The 13,664-nt window shown below is 70.6% G+C and carries 16 protein-coding genes and 1 tRNA gene; 12 read left to right on the top strand and 5 right to left on the bottom strand.

Annotated features, from left to right (window positions below; genetic code table 11):
- Nucleotides 1-75: 75 nt before the first annotated feature.
- Complete coding sequence (locus ABN273_RS27025; RefSeq protein ID WP_349451823.1) at nt 76-1,338, bottom strand: MFS transporter; 1,263 nt, start codon at nt 1,336-1,338, stop codon at nt 76-78.
- A 71-nt stretch (nt 1,339-1,409) separates the two neighbouring features.
- Between ABN273_RS27025 and ABN273_RS27030 the strand changes: the two genes are divergently transcribed.
- The 5 genes from ABN273_RS27030 (at nt 1,410) to ABN273_RS27050 (ending at nt 5,298) form a co-directional block, all read left to right on the top strand.
- Nucleotides 1,410-2,357: a GlxA family transcriptional regulator gene (locus ABN273_RS27030; RefSeq protein WP_349451825.1), complete on the top strand. Its 948-nt coding sequence runs from the start codon at nt 1,410-1,412 to the stop codon at nt 2,355-2,357.
- A 72-nt stretch (nt 2,358-2,429) separates the two neighbouring features.
- Entirely contained in the window at nt 2,430-3,260 is an 831-nt protein-coding gene (locus ABN273_RS27035) for an SAM-dependent methyltransferase (protein WP_349451826.1), read from the top strand.
- A 95-nt stretch (nt 3,261-3,355) separates the two neighbouring features.
- Nucleotides 3,356-3,919, top strand: a complete 564-nt coding sequence (locus tag ABN273_RS27040; protein ID WP_349451827.1) for a CGNR zinc finger domain-containing protein — start codon at nt 3,356-3,358, stop codon at nt 3,917-3,919.
- A gap of 78 nt (nt 3,920-3,997) precedes the next feature.
- Nucleotides 3,998-4,441: a VOC family protein gene (locus ABN273_RS27045; protein WP_349451828.1), complete on the top strand. Its 444-nt coding sequence runs from the start codon at nt 3,998-4,000 to the stop codon at nt 4,439-4,441.
- Nucleotides 4,441-5,298 (top strand): pyridoxamine 5'-phosphate oxidase family protein, encoded by an 858-nt coding sequence (locus ABN273_RS27050; RefSeq protein ID WP_349451829.1) that lies wholly within the window; start codon nt 4,441-4,443, stop codon nt 5,296-5,298. Before ABN273_RS27045 ends, ABN273_RS27050 begins: the two co-directional genes overlap by 1 nt.
- On the opposite strand, the gene ABN273_RS27055 is transcribed toward ABN273_RS27050, so the two are convergent.
- The gene (locus tag ABN273_RS27055) at nt 5,295-6,188 is read right to left on the bottom strand and encodes a GNAT family N-acetyltransferase (protein ID WP_349451830.1); all 894 of its coding nucleotides are present in this window, start codon (nt 6,186-6,188) and stop codon (nt 5,295-5,297) included. The genes ABN273_RS27050 and ABN273_RS27055 overlap by 4 nt on opposite strands.
- Before the next feature lie 38 nt (nt 6,189-6,226).
- Nucleotides 6,227-6,460 (bottom strand): hypothetical protein, encoded by a 234-nt coding sequence (locus ABN273_RS27060; RefSeq protein WP_349451831.1) that lies wholly within the window; start codon nt 6,458-6,460, stop codon nt 6,227-6,229.
- A gap of 84 nt (nt 6,461-6,544) precedes the next feature.
- On the opposite strand from ABN273_RS27060, the gene ABN273_RS27065 reads away from it, so the two are divergent.
- The 6 genes from ABN273_RS27065 to ABN273_RS27090 all read left to right on the top strand — a co-directional run bounded on the left by ABN273_RS27065 (nt 6,545) and on the right by ABN273_RS27090 (nt 12,044).
- Entirely contained in the window at nt 6,545-7,141 is a 597-nt protein-coding gene (locus ABN273_RS27065) for a TetR/AcrR family transcriptional regulator (RefSeq protein WP_349451832.1), read from the top strand.
- Nucleotides 7,138-7,623 (top strand): DUF6653 family protein, encoded by a 486-nt coding sequence (locus ABN273_RS27070; protein WP_349451833.1) that lies wholly within the window; start codon nt 7,138-7,140, stop codon nt 7,621-7,623. Before ABN273_RS27065 ends, ABN273_RS27070 begins: the two co-directional genes overlap by 4 nt.
- Nucleotides 7,624-7,766: 143 nt before the next feature.
- Nucleotides 7,767-8,855 carry a methyltransferase gene (locus ABN273_RS27075; protein ID WP_349451834.1) on the top strand — a complete coding sequence of 363 codons (1,089 nt, stop codon included), beginning with the start codon at nt 7,767-7,769 and terminating at the stop codon, nt 8,853-8,855.
- A gap of 49 nt (nt 8,856-8,904) precedes the next feature.
- Nucleotides 8,905-9,924: a type III polyketide synthase gene (locus ABN273_RS27080; protein WP_349451835.1), complete on the top strand. Its 1,020-nt coding sequence runs from the start codon at nt 8,905-8,907 to the stop codon at nt 9,922-9,924.
- Nucleotides 9,921-10,451: an isoprenylcysteine carboxyl methyltransferase family protein gene (locus tag ABN273_RS27085; protein WP_349451836.1), complete on the top strand. Its 531-nt coding sequence runs from the start codon at nt 9,921-9,923 to the stop codon at nt 10,449-10,451. Before ABN273_RS27080 ends, ABN273_RS27085 begins: the two co-directional genes overlap by 4 nt.
- 117 nt (nt 10,452-10,568) lie before the next feature.
- Nucleotides 10,569-12,044 (top strand): vWA domain-containing protein, encoded by a 1,476-nt coding sequence (locus ABN273_RS27090; RefSeq protein ID WP_349451837.1) that lies wholly within the window; start codon nt 10,569-10,571, stop codon nt 12,042-12,044.
- A 6-nt stretch (nt 12,045-12,050) separates the two neighbouring features.
- On the opposite strand, the gene ABN273_RS27095 is transcribed toward ABN273_RS27090, so the two are convergent.
- Together ABN273_RS27095 and ABN273_RS27100 are read right to left on the bottom strand one after the other, a co-directional pair.
- Nucleotides 12,051-12,578, bottom strand: coding sequence for an EF-hand domain-containing protein (locus tag ABN273_RS27095; RefSeq protein ID WP_349451838.1), 528 nt, complete (start codon nt 12,576-12,578; stop codon nt 12,051-12,053).
- A gap of 26 nt (nt 12,579-12,604) precedes the next feature.
- Complete coding sequence (locus ABN273_RS27100) at nt 12,605-13,297, bottom strand: tRNA-dependent cyclodipeptide synthase (protein WP_349451839.1); 693 nt, start codon at nt 13,295-13,297, stop codon at nt 12,605-12,607.
- Nucleotides 13,298-13,392: 95 nt separating this feature from the next.
- On the opposite strand from ABN273_RS27100, the gene ABN273_RS27105 reads away from it, so the two are divergent.
- A tRNA-Ala gene (locus ABN273_RS27105) sits at nt 13,393-13,465 on the top strand.
- Nucleotides 13,466-13,664: the final 199 nt, after the last annotated feature.

The following is a 13,664-nucleotide window of genomic DNA, read 5'->3' on the forward strand; positions in this document are numbered from 1 at the left end:
GGTGCGCTCGGGGGGGTGCGGCCCTCTCGATCCTGATGACCAGCGGCAGGACATAAAGCTCGAAATTCTCGGAGTTCATCGCGTTCTAGCATGCCCGATGGCCACCGACATGCCGGCGGCCAGGAGGCACAGAGCGCCGGCTCCGTACCAGGCGAGGTCGTAGGCGCCCAGGTGGTCGCGGGTGAGCCCGGCGCCCACGGCGGCGAACGCGGCGCCGACCTGGTGCGAGCCGAACACCCACCCGAACACCACGGCCCCGTCGGCCCCGTAGATCCGCCGGCACAGCGCCACCGTGGGCGGCACGGTGGCCACCCAGTCCAGCCCGTAGAACACGATGAAGATCAGCATGCTGGGCTCGGTCGTGGCCCCGAACAGGCTCGGCAGCACCATCAGGGAGAGCCCGCGCAGCGCGTAGTAGACGCCGAGCAGCACCTTGGGGTCGACCCTGTCGCTGAGCCAGCCGGACGCGACGGTGCCCGCGATGTCGAAGATCCCGATGATCGCCAGCAGGCCGGCCGCGACGGGCTCGGCCATGCCGTGGTCGTGCGCGGCCGGGATGAAGTGGGTGCCGACCAGGCCGTTCGTGCTGGCCCCGCAGATCGCGAAGCCGCCCGCGAGCAGCCAGAACGGCCGCGTCCGCGCCGCGGAGGCGAGCACGGTGACCGCCCTCACGGCCGCGTTGACCTTGCTCGGCTGGGTGCGGACGGCGTCAGGCTCCGCGCCCAGCGCCGTCGTGCCCACGTCCTCGGGACGGTCGCGCAGCAGCCACCACACGAACGGCACCACCGCCAGCGCCGCCCCGGCCACGGTCAGCGAGGCGAAGCGCCACCCCGGCCCCTGGGCGAGCTGTGCGAGGACCGGCAGGAAGATCAGCTGACCGGTGGCTCCGGCCGCGGTGAGCACGCCGGTGACCAGCCCGCGGTGCCGCACGAACCAGCGGTCCACCACGGTCGCGGCGAACACCAGCGCCATCGAGCCCGTCCCGAGCCCGACCAGCACGCCCCAGAACAGCAGGAGCTGCCAGCTCGCGGTCATCAGGACGGTGAGGCCGCTGCCCGTGGCGATCAGCAGCAGCGCGACGGCGACCACCCGGCGCATGCCGAATCGGTCCATCAGGGCGGCGGCGAAGGGGGCGGTCAGGCCGTAGAGCACCAGGTTGATCGAGACGGCCAGCGAGATGGTGCCGGCCGACCAGCCGAACTCCTCCCGCAGGGGGGTGATCAGCACGCCGGGGGTGGCGCGGAACCCGGCCGCGCCCAGGATCGCCACGAAGGCGACGGCCGCGACGAACCAGGCCCGGTGCACGCGACGCGTGGGGGTGGTGGTGCTCAACGTCATGCGCCAATCCTGCTGTATCCCCTTACATGGTCACGAGTGGCCGGATAGCCAATATCTGAAAGAATCAGGCCATGACACATCGGATCGTGGTCGTCGCGCTCAACCACTTCGCCCCGATCGACCTCGGTGTGCCCGGGCAGGTGTTCGGGGTGGCCGAGACAGCGGACGGCGAGAAGTTGTACGAGGTGGTGACCTGTTCGGAGGGGCGCATGCCGGTCCGCTGTTCGGCGGGCTTCAGCGTGCTGCCCGACCACGACCTCGACGTGCTCGACACTGCCGACACGGTCGTGGTGCCCGGCATCCACGCGGGCCGGTCGATGCGGTATGGCACGATCTCCCCCGCGCTGGCCGAGGCGCTGCAAGGGCGGCCTCGTACGATGTCGATCTGCACGGGGGCGTTCGTGCTGGCGGCGGCCGGGCTGCTCGACGGCCGTCCGGCCACCACGCACTGGCGCGAGGCCGAGCTCTTCTCCCGGTTGTTCCCGCAGGTGAAGCTGGATCCCGACGTGCTGTTCGTGGACGACGGCGACGTGCTGACCTCGGCCGGCGTGGCGGCCGGGATGGACCTGTGCCTGCACGTGATCAGGCGCGACCACGGCAGCGAGGTGGCCAACAAGGCGGCCCGCCGCTGCGTCATGCCGCCGTGGCGGGAGGGCGGCCAGGCCCAGTACATCGACCGGCACCTGCCGTACGCGGGCGGCGGCACGGCGGCCACGCGCGACTGGATGCTGGCCCACCTGGACCGCCCGCTGGACCTGACCGCGCTGGCCGAGCACGCGCGGATGAGCGTGCGCACGTTCACCAGGCGCTTCCGCGAGGAGACCGGCATGAGCCCGGCCAGGTGGCTGAACGGACAGCGCGTCCAGCACGCCAGGCACCTGCTGGAGACGACGGACCTGGGCGTGGAGGACGTGGCCAGGAAGGCGGGGTTCGGGACGGCGGTCTCGCTCCGCCAGCATCTGCATGCCGCCGTCGGGGTCTCGCCGCTGGCGTACAGGCACACGTTCCGCCGGACCTGAGGTTTCTTGCGGCAAAATCCACATTTCCCCCTACAATCGCCGCAAGAAGATCGACAACGAAGGGGTCGTCACATGGCCGACGCGGACCACTTACCCGCCGGGATCAACCCGAACGTGCCCAGCGTCGCCCGCATGTACGACTACTACCTCGGCGGCCGGGACAACTTCGCCGCCGACCGCGAGGCGGCCGAGAAGATGATCGAGATCGGCCGGAGGATGGGCAACGACGCCCGCGAGATCGCCCTGGCCAACCGCGGCTTCATCGGCCGCGCCGTACGCACGCTCGCCGAGGCCGGGGTGCGCCAGTTCATCGACATCGGCGCGGGCCTGCCCACTCAGGACAACGTGCACCAGGTGGCCCAGCGGCACGCCCCCGGCTCCCGCGTCGTCTATGTCGACAACGACCCCATCGTGCTGATCCATGCCCGCGCGCTGCTGGCCAGGGACCCGGACGTCCTGGCGATGGAGGGCGACCTCAAGGACCCCGACGCCATCCTGGACGACCCGCGCGTCGCGGAGCACCTCGACCTCTCCCAGCCGTACGCCGTCCTGCTGGTCGCGGTGCTGCACTTCATCCCCGACAACGCCGAGGCCACCCGGATCACCGCGCGCATCCGCGAGCGCCTGAGGCCCGGTGGCCATCTGGTGCTGTCGCACCTCCTGTACGCGGGCAACGACATGGAGGAGGTCGCCACGGCCGGCCAGCAGGTCTACTCCGGCACGACCTCGGGCGGCCTGGCGCGACGCGGCTACGCCGAGATCGTCTCCTTCTTCGACGGCCTGGACCTGCTCGGCCCGGGCGTCGTACCGGTGGCCGACTGGACGCCCGACGCCTCCCCCGGCGGCTCGTACGACCTCGCCAAGGGCGGCATCCTGGCCGGGGTGGGCCGCCGCCCGGACTAGGCCGCCGCCTCGAGCCCCCTCGCTGAACCAGGTCCTCTCCAGCCCGCGTTCGCAGGCCAGCCGGAGGGCGGCCGTCGTCTGGCTAAATTGGGAGCGTGTCCCTGACCCTCGAATTCGTCAGCACGATCAGGGCCGAGCGCTCCGGACTGATCGACAAGCTGTCCGACGTGGACGGCATGACGGCCTGGGCGCGTACGCACGCGGCCGACCTGGGCGACTTCACCGTCACGGAGGCGCTGCGGCAGGAGACGGTGCGCCTGCGCCAGTCCGTACGCGCACTGTTCGCCAGAGCCGTGGCGCCGGACCCGCCCAGCCGGGCCGACGCGTCGAGCCTGCCCGGATTCGAGGAGTCGCTGGCCCTGGTCAACGCCACCGCCCTGGCCGCGCCCACGGCACCCCAGCTGCGCTGGGCGGGCGAGCCCTCCCTCGCCACCGTGCCCGCCATGGAGACCGACCCCGGCGTGAGGCTGCTCGGCCGGCTCGCCACAGGGGCCGTCGAGTTCCTCGCGGGGCCGGAGCGCGCCCTGCTCCGCACCTGCCAGGCGCCGCGCTGCGTGCTCTATTTCATCAAGGAGCATCCCCGCCAGGAGTGGTGCTCGACGGCCTGCGGCAACCGCGCCCGAGCGGCCAGGCACTACAAGGAGCACCGAAAAATCTAACGTTTACAAGACGCTCTTCCCGTTATATGCTCCTCTTCTAACGGGAAACTACTCATGCATGCGTTAGAGGAGAGCGGGATGTCCTTTCAGACCGGGCACGTCGGGCTCAACGTCACGGATCTCGACAAGTCCAAGGAGTTCTACACGCGGATCTTCGGCTTCACGGTGGCAGGCGAGTCGCATGAGGACGGCCGCCGGTACGCATTCCTGACGCAGGACGGCACTCTGGTGCTGACGCTCTGGCAGCAGAGCGAGGGCCGCTTCGCCACCGCACTGCCGGGGCTGCACCACCTGTCGTTCCAGGTGGCGGACCTCGACGCGGTACGGCGCGCGGAGGCCGTGATCAGGGAGATCGGCGCCACCCTGCACCACGACGGCGTCGTGCCGCACCGCGAGGGCGCCTCGTCGGGCGGCGTGTTCTTCGAGGATCCCGACGGCATCCGGCTGGAGATCTTCTCCCAGGACGGCGCCGGCGACCGGCCCGCGCCCACCTCTGACGCTCCGACCTGCGGGTTCTTCTAATGAGGCACCCGGGAGAGGTCGCCGTGCAGCGGCGAGCGGGAGTGCGGGCGGCGGATCACGGGAGCTCGCGGACGCGTCCGGAGATCCCCGAGGTGGCGGCCGAGTTCCTGCGGAACCAGCACATGATCGTTGTGGGCGCGGCCGACGACGGCGGCCGTGTCTGGGCCGGCGTGCTGACGGGGCCCGCGGGTTTCGCGTCACCGTTCGACGACCGGACGATCGTGCTGCACGCCGTGCCGGGCGCCGACGATCCCCTTCACGGGCTGTTCGCGCGGGAGCGGGACATCGGCCTGCTCGCCATCGAGCCGCACACGCGGCGCAGGATGCGCGTGAACGGCACCGCCGTACAGGCCGGCGAGGCTCTGGTGGTGTGGACGGAGCAGGTCTACTCGAACTGCCCCAAGTACCTCCAGACCCGCTCCCCCACCTCCGCTCCGGGCACCCCCGTGGGGCTGGGACGCGGGACCGCCCTGCCGGACCGGCACCGGAGGTGGATCGCGGAGGCGGACACGTTCTTCATCGCCACGCGAGCCGACGGCCTCGGGGCGGACGCGTCACACCGAGGCGGCAACCCCGGGTTCGTGCAGGTCACGGGGTCACGCTCGCTGGCCTTCCCCGACTACCAGGGCAACTCCATGTACATGACGCTCGGGAACCTGGAGCTGGACCCGGCGGCCGGGCTGCTGTTCGTGGACTGGGAGCGCGGGGAGACGCTGCAGCTCACGGGCCGGGCCTGGGTGGAGTGGGGGGAGCAGCGGATGGTGCGCTTCGAGCTGGACGAGTACGTGCACGTGGCCAACACGGTGTCGGCCGGCTGGACCGCGCCCGGATACCACCGCTTCAACCCACCGGTCTAGGAGCCGGCAGGGAGGCGCTTCTCGAACCAGTGATGCGCGTAGGGTTCGTCGCTGAACGCCGCCACCTCCTGGTATCCGCTCGCGCGGTAGAGAGCCACGGCTTCCGTGAGTGCCCGGTTGGTCTCCAGCCGCACCGTGCGGATGCCGTTCGCCGCCGCCTTCGCCTCTGCCTCCGCGAGCAACCGGCGCCCGAGCCCCAGCCCGCGAACGGCCGGGTCCACCCACATCCGCTTGATCTTGGCGGACGCGGTGTCGCGGTGCAGGATCAGGGCCACGCACCCGACCGGCTCGGCGTGCAGCACGGCGACCAGCAGCATCCCGGCCGGGGGCCGCAGCCCCGCGTCGGCGGCGGGGCTGCCTGCCGGGTCGAAGCCGCCCTCGAACCGGTGGGCCAGCTCGTCGGCGTACCTCCGCATGCAGTGGCGCGCGCTGGGATGGCGCGGGTCGAGGACGTCGACTCCGACCATGGAGGCGACGAGCAGGCACTCGACCTCGGACATGGCCGCCACCAGGCGGTCGCGCTGCGCGTCGGAGAGCGGCTCCAGGATGGTCGCGGCCGCCTCGTCGGACCTGCGATCCAGCTCCGCGCGCTCGGCGAGCCCCGCCTGGGTGAGCCGGGCCGTGCGGACCCTGCCGTCGGCGCCGGCGTCGTCGACGACGACCAGCCCGTCGGCCTCCAGCGACCGCAGCAGCCGGCTCAGGTAGCCGGAGTCGAGGTCGAGCCGGGCCCGCAGCGCGCGAACCTCGCTGCCCTCCGCACCGATCTCCCAGAGCACCCGCGACTGCCCGAGCGGCCGATCCCTGGCCAGGTATCTGTCGCTGAGCGCGCCGATCCGCTGCGTCACCGTCCGCTGGAACCGCCGGACCTGCCCGATCGTCATGCTGTCCATTCCTCTGACTTTAGTCAGAGAATCACTGCTTCGCACGGTCAAATCCACGACGCCGCGACCGGCACCGCGCTGTAGTCCTCCCCCGCGACCGGGTGAATCTCCTCCCAGTGCACCCACCGGGCACCCTCGCTCGCCCGCGGCGGCCAGAGCAGATAGCCCCACCGCACCCCTTCGGCGTCATCACCCCAGGCCAGCAGATAGCGCGTCGCCGCGGCGTGCTCCACGATGGGCGGACGCCAGAGCTCGGGCAGGTCCCGCGTATTGAGATCCATGCTCACCATTATACGAACAAAGATTCGATCCGCCAGGAAGTGCTAAGCTATGACTCAATATCCGATTCAGTCATAGGGACACACATGGCTGTGGCATTCACGGCGGACGACCGGGCACGCATCACCGAGTCCCTGCTCGACACCGCCGAAGAGCTCTTCGCCACCCAGGGCCTGAAGAAGACCTCGCTCGACGAGCTGGTCGCGGCCTCAGGCATCGCCAAGGGCAGCTTCTACGCCTTCTTCGACTCCAAGGAGGAGCTGTACAAGGAGGTGATGATCCGCAGGGCGCCGATGCTCGGCAAGCGGCTCGCCACCGCCCTGGACCGGCCGCCGAGCGCCGAGGCGCTCGGCGGCCTCATGCGCGAGCTGATCGACGTGCTCACCACCGACCCGTTCTACCGGCGGCTGCTCACCCGTCCCGACGAGCTGGAGGCGGTGGCGCGCAGGGTCGGGGCCGAGGAGGTCGCCCGCGTCACCCCTCACCTGCTGACGCCGCTGCTCGACTATCTCGCCCAGGGGCAGGCCGACGGCGTCATCGTCGCCGACGCCCCGCCGGAGGTGCTGGTCGGCGTGCTGCGCACGGCCGGCCTGCTGGTGCTCAACCGGGACAGGTTCGGGCCGGAGCACCAGCAGGTGGTCGAGGTCACCATCAACGCGCTGGCGAGGGGACTCCTCGCATGAGTGTTCTGAAGAGGTACGCCCAGGCGACCGGCATGACGGACGAGGCGTGGAAGCGGCACGCCAATCCGTGGAGCGTCTGGACCAGGTTCGCGGCCATCCCGCTGATGATCGCGGCGATCTGGAGCCGGGAATGGATCGGCTGGTGGGCGCTGGTCCCGGTGGGCCTGGTCGTGGTCTGGCTGGCGCTCAACCCGCACGTCTTCCCGGCGGTCGAGCACCCCGGCAGCTGGACGGCCAGGGGCATCTACGGCGAGAAGCTGTGGCTGCGGGACCGGTCGCTGGTCACCGGCGACCACCGGCACGTGCAGCGGCTGCTCATAGCACTCGGCTCGGCGGGCTTCGCGCTGCTCATCTGGGGGCTGATCGTGCTGGAGCTCTGGCCGACCGTCTTCGGCGCCACCCTCATCACGGTGGGCCAGCTCTGGCGCATCGACCGCCTCGGCCAGCTCTACCTGGCACACCAGAACGCCTCCCGCGAATGACCCGGCGCGGGCGCCGCCCCTTCACGCTCATGCTCGACGCGCTCCGCACGGGATGACACGCCGCCGAGACGTAGGGTGTTGGTGACGCCAACTCCGGAAAATCGGTGGCCGCACGGGTGCGGAACGTGAAACGGTCGGTTCTGATGATCCATTGGACCGAGGCGGGGCAGGAACGGTCGGCGGTCTGGCGTTCCGCGCTGGGCGCGCCACCGCCCAAGCGCGTGATCACGGCCGACGACCGGATGCCGGCCGACACCGCGTACAAGCTGGCCTGCGAGGGCACCGCGCTGCTGTGGCAGGGCGACTTCCACAACGCCCGCCAGCTGCTGGCGGCCATGGGGCGCAGGTGCAAGCCCGCCGCGCCCGGCGCCGGGTTCCACCTCTACCGCCAGGCCCAGTCCCAGCGCGCCCGCACGCTGGGCATGCTGCTCATCCCGTTCGCGGAAGACCACGTGGTGGCGCTGCGCAGGGCGCCGGACGTGCGCGAGGCATGCGCCGAGGTGTACGGCCCCGCGGCCCCTCCCGCGGTGGGCCAGCTACGCGAGCTGCTCGGCCTGATCGGGGCCCATGAATGGCGGCGCAAAGGCGTGTACGTCCCGGCGCTCGAGGCCCGCATCCACCCGCACCACGGCGTGTTCTCCCCGATCAGGGGCGAATACGTCGATCTGGTCGCGCAGGCGCCGCTGCCGGACGACCGGCTGGCGTTCGACATCGGCACGGGCACGGGAGTGCTCGCCGCCGTGCTGGCCAAGCGGGGCGTACGGCACGTCGTGGCAACCGACCTCGACCAGCGGGCCGTGGACTGCGCCGGCGAGAACATCGCCCGCCTGGGCCTGGACGACCGAGTGGAGATCGTCCGCGGCGACCTGTTCCCGCCCGGCAAGGCGCCGCTGATCGTGTGCAATCCGCCGTGGCTTCCCGCCAAGCCGGTCTCGCCCCTCGACCAGGCGGTTTACGATCCCGGCGGGCGGATGCTGCGCGGCTTCCTCGACGGCCTCGCCGTGCATCTGGAGCCGGGCGGCGAGGGCTGGCTCATCCTGTCGGACCTGGCCGAGCGCCTCGGCCTGCGCACCCGGGATGACCTGCTGACCGCGTTCGAGCGGGCGGGGCTGCGCGTGGCGGGGCGCCGGGACGTGCCCCCACGGCACAACCGGCCGAAGGACGAGCAGGATCCGCTGCACGCCGCTCGCGCCGCCGAGCTGACCTCCCTCTGGAGGCTCACGCACCGCTAGACCGACCGGGTGCATGTTAGCCGCGGTCTCTCAGCGGCAGGAGAGAGGCATGCACATATCGGGAGTACAGAGTGTTTTGCCTGATCACCGTTACACGCAGGCGGAGATCACCGAGGCGTTCTCCCGGCTGACCGATTGTGATGAGGACCTGCTGCGACGTTTCCACGCGGCGACCGGGGTGGCGGGCCGCAATCTCGCGCTCCCGCTGGCCGACTACACCAAGCTCGACTCCTTCGCGCGCGCCAACGACACCTACCTTGAAGTCGCTCTGGAGCTCGGCGAGCAGGCCCTGAGAGGCGCGCTGCGCAAGGCCGGCATCCGCCCCGAGAAAGTCGATCACCTGCTGTTCTGCTCGACCACCGGCGTCGCGACGCCCTCCCTGGACGCCAGGCTGGCCCAGCGGGTGGGGCTGCGGCCCGACGTCAAGCGGGTGCCCGTGTTCGGCCTGGGCTGCGCGGCCGGCGCGTCGGGGCTGTCACGCCTGCACGACTACCTGCGCGGCTGGCCCGACCACGTCGCGGTGCTGGTGTGCGTGGAGCTGTGCTCGCTGACGATCCAGCGGGACGACACCTCGATCGCCAATCTGGTGGCCAGCGGCCTGTTCGGCGACGGCGCGGCGGCCGTCGTCGCGACCGGGCGCGGCGAGGGACCCGAGGTCGTCGCCACCCGCAGCAGGCTCTATCCCGGCACCGAGCACCTCATGGGCTGGGAGGTCGGGGAGCACGGCTTCCGCATCGTGCTCGACCCGGACCTGACCGGGTTCGTGGAGCAGGTGCTGGCCGGTGACATCAAGGTGTTCCTGGCGGACTACGGACTGACCCCCGAGCAGGTCGCCACCTGGGTCTGCCATCCCGGCGGCCCCAAGGTCATCGAGAAGATCGCGCAGACCCTCGGCCTGCCGCCCAAGGCGCTCGAGGTGACCTGGCGGTCGCTGCGCGAGCACGGCAACCTGTCCTCGGTCTCGGTGCTCCACGTGCTCCAGGAGACCCGGGGCCGGCCGGGCGCTCCCGCCGTGCTCCTCGCCCTGGGGCCGGGCTTCTCCGCCGAGCTGCTGCTCCTGCACTGGTGAGCGCGTACCTCGTCCTCATCGGCCTGGTCGTGCTGGAACGGCTGGCCGAGCTGGTGGTGGCCCGCCGCAACCTGGCCTGGGCCAGGTCCAGGGGCGGCGTCGAGCACGGCAGGCGGCACTACGCCTGGATCGTCCTCGCCCACATCGTGCTCCTGGCGGCGGCGCCCGCCGAGGTCTGGCTGCTGGGCCGCCCGTTTATCCCGCTGCTGGGCTGGCCCATGCTGGCGGCGGTCCTGCTCGCCCAGGGACTGCGCTGGTGGTGCATCGGCACGCTGGGCAGGCAGTGGAACACCCGGGTCGTCGTGGTGCCGGGTCTGCCGCTCGTGCGCGGCGGGCCCTACCGGTGGTTGCGCCACCCCAACTACGTGGCCGTCGTCGCCGAGGGCCTCGCGCTGCCGCTCGTGCACACCGCCTGGCTCACCGCGCTGGCCTTCACCGCCGCCAACGCGGTGCTGCTCACCGTACGCATACGCGTCGAGAACGCGGCACTCGGGCTCATCCGGCCGGATCCGGCCGGGAAACCGTGATCTCACCTACATCACCCGTCACAAGCGATCACGTCTCGGTCGCGGTTTGCGCTCGCTTACGTCACCGGCCCGGCCATCGGAGATCGAGCTCCGTCGTACGGCATGGAGGTGGTTGCAATGAAAATTCGCCCCTTAGCGGCGGGTGCCGGGCTTGTTGCGCTGCTGGCACTGGCCGCGTGCGGCGGCTCCGGCGGCTCGACGAGCGATGAGCGGGCGCCCAAGCCGGCCAGCGCCAACCAACAACCCGCACACCCTTCCCAGGCCCCCACCCAGCAGGAGAACGCCGAGCAGGACACGACCACGGCCCAGATCTCCACGTTCGCCCTGGACGTGGACACCGCCTCGTACGGCTACGCCCGCCGTGCCCTCCAGGAGGGCCGCTGGCCCGCGCCCGGCGAGATCCGCCCCGAGGAGTGGGTCAACGCCTTCCGGCAGGACTACGCGCAGCCGCAGGACGACGGGTTCGCCGTGCACGTGGACGGCGCGAAGCTGCCGCCGCGCGACGAGGCGGTCCTGCGCGTCGGCCTGCAGACGCGCAGGTCGGAGTCGGCCGAGCGGCGGCCCGCCAACCTCACGTTCGTCGTGGACGTCTCCGGCTCGATGGCCGAGCCCGGCCGCCTGGACCTCGTCAAGTCGGCCCTGCTCAAGCTGCTCGACCAGCTCGCGCCCGGCGACCAGGTGTCGATCGTGTCGTTCAGCGACGAGGCAGAGGTGCTGGCGTCGATGACCCCGCTGACCGCCAGGGAAGAACTGCGCGACGCGGTGGACGAGCTGACCGTCAATGGCGGCACGAACCTTGAGGCGGGGCTGGTCACCGGCTTCCAGGAGGCGTCCAAGGCGTTCCGCCCCGCCGCCACGAACCGGGTCATCCTGCTCTCCGACGGCCTGGCCAACCAGGGCAGCACCGAGTGGCAGACCATCCTCGACCGGGTCAAGGAGTACGCCGCCAAGCAGGTCACGCTGCTCACCGTCGGCGTCGGCCGCGACTATGGCGACGAGCTGATGGAGCAGCTCGCCGACAACGGCGACGGCATGGCCGTGTACGTCAGCACCCAGGAAGAGGCCGACAAGATCTTCGCCACGCAGCTCCCCGCGACCATCGAGCTGCGGGCGCGCGACGCCAAGGCGCAGGTCGTCTTCAACCCGTCGGTGGTGGAGAGCTACCAGCTCATCGGCTACGAGAACCGCGCGCTGTCCACGGAGGAGTTCCGCGACGACAGCCGCGACGGCGGCGAGATCGGCCCCGGCCACTCGGTCACGGCTCTCTACTCGCTACGCCTCAAGCCGGGCGCCGAGGGGCAGCTCGCCCAGGCCACCGTACGCTGGCAGGATCCCGACACCCGGACCGCCTCGGAGGCGAGCAAGTCGCTGCGGGCCGACGAGCTGGCCACGTCGGTGTGGGACAAGGCGCCGATGCGGCTCCAGGTTGACGTGGTGGTCGCCGCGTTCGCGGTCTACCTGCGGGATCGCAAGGCGTTCGGCATGGATCTGCCCGCGCTCGGGAAGCAGGCCACGCGGCTGGCGGCGGCGTCGGAGGACCCGATGGTGTCGGAGCTGGTCACGCTCATCGGCAAGGCCGGCTCGGTGGGGTGAGCGTTTCTAGTCGTCGCCGAGTATGGGGGCGGCAGAGGCGGAGCGGTAGTAGTAGTCGTACATCGCCTGGGCGAACCCGGTCTTCGACACGTGCGCGACCCTGTTGCCGCGCAACCGCTCGAACGACTCCCGCGACGCCTCCGCCGCCACGTCGTACGCCGCCCACAGGCGCAGGTATTCGGCCCGGTCGAGCCTCTCGTCGCCGTCGCCGTCGACCGCGTCCCAGAGGGCGTCGGTGATCGGCCAGACCACGTTGGCCACGAACTCCGTCCGGTCGCGCTCGGGGGCGAGCGCGTAGGCGATGTAGGACTCCCTGCTGATGCGGCCGTCGGCGTCGGTGCCGATGTGGTGCACGGCATACTGCCAGACCTGCTCGTAGGCGTCCTTGACCAGCCGGCTGCCCCGTTCGGAGAGCCCCAGCCGCTCGCAGAGGGCGGTGGCGACCACGATCATGTCTCGATGATCGAGGTAGCCGTCGTGATCCATGTCGCTTGTGTCGAACGCATGTCCAGCATTTCGGGCACGTGCATCCATGGGGGGCACCTTTGGTGATTTCGTTTTCACAGAGCGTTACATAGATACTGCGCAGGCCGGGCAGCCGGTGTCAATGCGGTGGACACGAATCCCTGCGTGGGGCCGGGATGAACCGGGAGCATGCCCGCGTAGAGCAGGTCGACCATCGGCATCGGCCGGGGATAGCAGAACACCGACGAGCCCGTGCCGAGGATCGACGGGGTGTCGATGACGAGGGGCAGCTCGGCCAGGAGGAAGGGCAGGGCCTGCTCGGCCTGCGCGCGCGAGAGCTCCGGCACACCGACGACGGGCCGTACCGCGTCCATGCAGTGCTGCCTGAAGGCCGGATGCGTGGCGAACAGGCGCTCCAGCTCCGTTCGCGCCTCGCCGTAAGCACGATTGGGGGCCAGTTCGTTCCAGTCGAACACGGCGGCGTTCGGGGCGTCGATGGCGTCGAGCGCCCGGATCACCCGGTTGCGGGTGTTGTTGGCGGCCGCCCTCGCCTTGGCCCCCGCCTTGGCGGCCGGGTATCCCCTCGCGACCAGCGTCCCGGCCAGCTCGACACCGGGCACGAGGACGTCGACCCGCGCGAACGTCCGGGTCGCCCAGTCGAGCAGATGCCTGATGGCCAAAGGAGTGAAGTAGCCGTTGAGGGCGCTGACGCCGATGAGGGCGTGCTCGCGCTCGTCGAGGATCTGGGCGCAATGCGAGGTCAGAGGTACAGGATGGAAGCTGATCACGACACGGAGAGTAGCAAGATTTTACTCTCCGTATGCAAGGTTTTTAAGGTGTGCTTCGGGGGTCACGAAGTCGGCTACACTCGTACAGGCAGCAAGGGGCTATAGCGCAGTTGGTAGCGCGCCTCCATGGCATGGAGGAGGTCTGGGGTTCGAATCCCCATAGCTCCACACGAGTCGCACTCAACGGCGGTGTCCATCAGGGCGCCGCCGTTTTTGCGCCGGGCATTCTGGTGCTATGGTGTCGATCATCGATGTCGGATACGGGATGAGAGAGGGAGGTGAGGTTTGATGACCGCGGTGAAGACCGCTGCCCTGCGCAGCGCCCGGACAATCCTCACGTCCCGGGCCCCGGTCTGACCCACTTCTG

The sequence above is a fragment of the Nonomuraea sp. B19D2 genome, assembly GCF_040137845.1.
In the GTDB taxonomy this organism is placed as follows: Bacteria; Actinomycetota; Actinomycetes; order Streptosporangiales; family Streptosporangiaceae; genus Nonomuraea.

What these genes read in the sequence shown, in the direction of transcription:
- ABN273_RS27025 (WP_349451823.1), bottom strand. Translation starts at nt 1,338, where the DNA reads ATGACGTTGAGCACCACCACCCCCACGCGTCGCGTGCACCGGGCCTGG.
- ABN273_RS27030 (WP_349451825.1), top strand. Translation starts at nt 1,410, where the DNA reads ATGACACATCGGATCGTGGTCGTCGCGCTCAACCACTTCGCCCCGATC.
- ABN273_RS27035 (WP_349451826.1), top strand. Translation starts at nt 2,430, where the DNA reads ATGGCCGACGCGGACCACTTACCCGCCGGGATCAACCCGAACGTGCCC.
- ABN273_RS27045 (WP_349451828.1), top strand. Translation starts at nt 3,998, where the DNA reads ATGTCCTTTCAGACCGGGCACGTCGGGCTCAACGTCACGGATCTCGAC.
- ABN273_RS27050 (WP_349451829.1), top strand. Translation starts at nt 4,441, where the DNA reads ATGAGGCACCCGGGAGAGGTCGCCGTGCAGCGGCGAGCGGGAGTGCGG.
- ABN273_RS27055 (WP_349451830.1), bottom strand. Translation starts at nt 6,188, where the DNA reads ATGGACAGCATGACGATCGGGCAGGTCCGGCGGTTCCAGCGGACGGTG.
- ABN273_RS27060 (WP_349451831.1), bottom strand. Translation starts at nt 6,460, where the DNA reads ATGGATCTCAATACGCGGGACCTGCCCGAGCTCTGGCGTCCGCCCATC.
- ABN273_RS27065 (WP_349451832.1), top strand. Translation starts at nt 6,545, where the DNA reads ATGGCTGTGGCATTCACGGCGGACGACCGGGCACGCATCACCGAGTCC.
- ABN273_RS27070 (WP_349451833.1), top strand. Translation starts at nt 7,138, where the DNA reads ATGAGTGTTCTGAAGAGGTACGCCCAGGCGACCGGCATGACGGACGAG.
- ABN273_RS27075 (WP_349451834.1), top strand. Translation starts at nt 7,767, where the DNA reads ATGATCCATTGGACCGAGGCGGGGCAGGAACGGTCGGCGGTCTGGCGT.
- ABN273_RS27080 (WP_349451835.1), top strand. Translation starts at nt 8,905, where the DNA reads ATGCACATATCGGGAGTACAGAGTGTTTTGCCTGATCACCGTTACACG.
- ABN273_RS27090 (WP_349451837.1), top strand. Translation starts at nt 10,569, where the DNA reads ATGAAAATTCGCCCCTTAGCGGCGGGTGCCGGGCTTGTTGCGCTGCTG.
- ABN273_RS27095 (WP_349451838.1), bottom strand. Translation starts at nt 12,578, where the DNA reads ATGGATGCACGTGCCCGAAATGCTGGACATGCGTTCGACACAAGCGAC.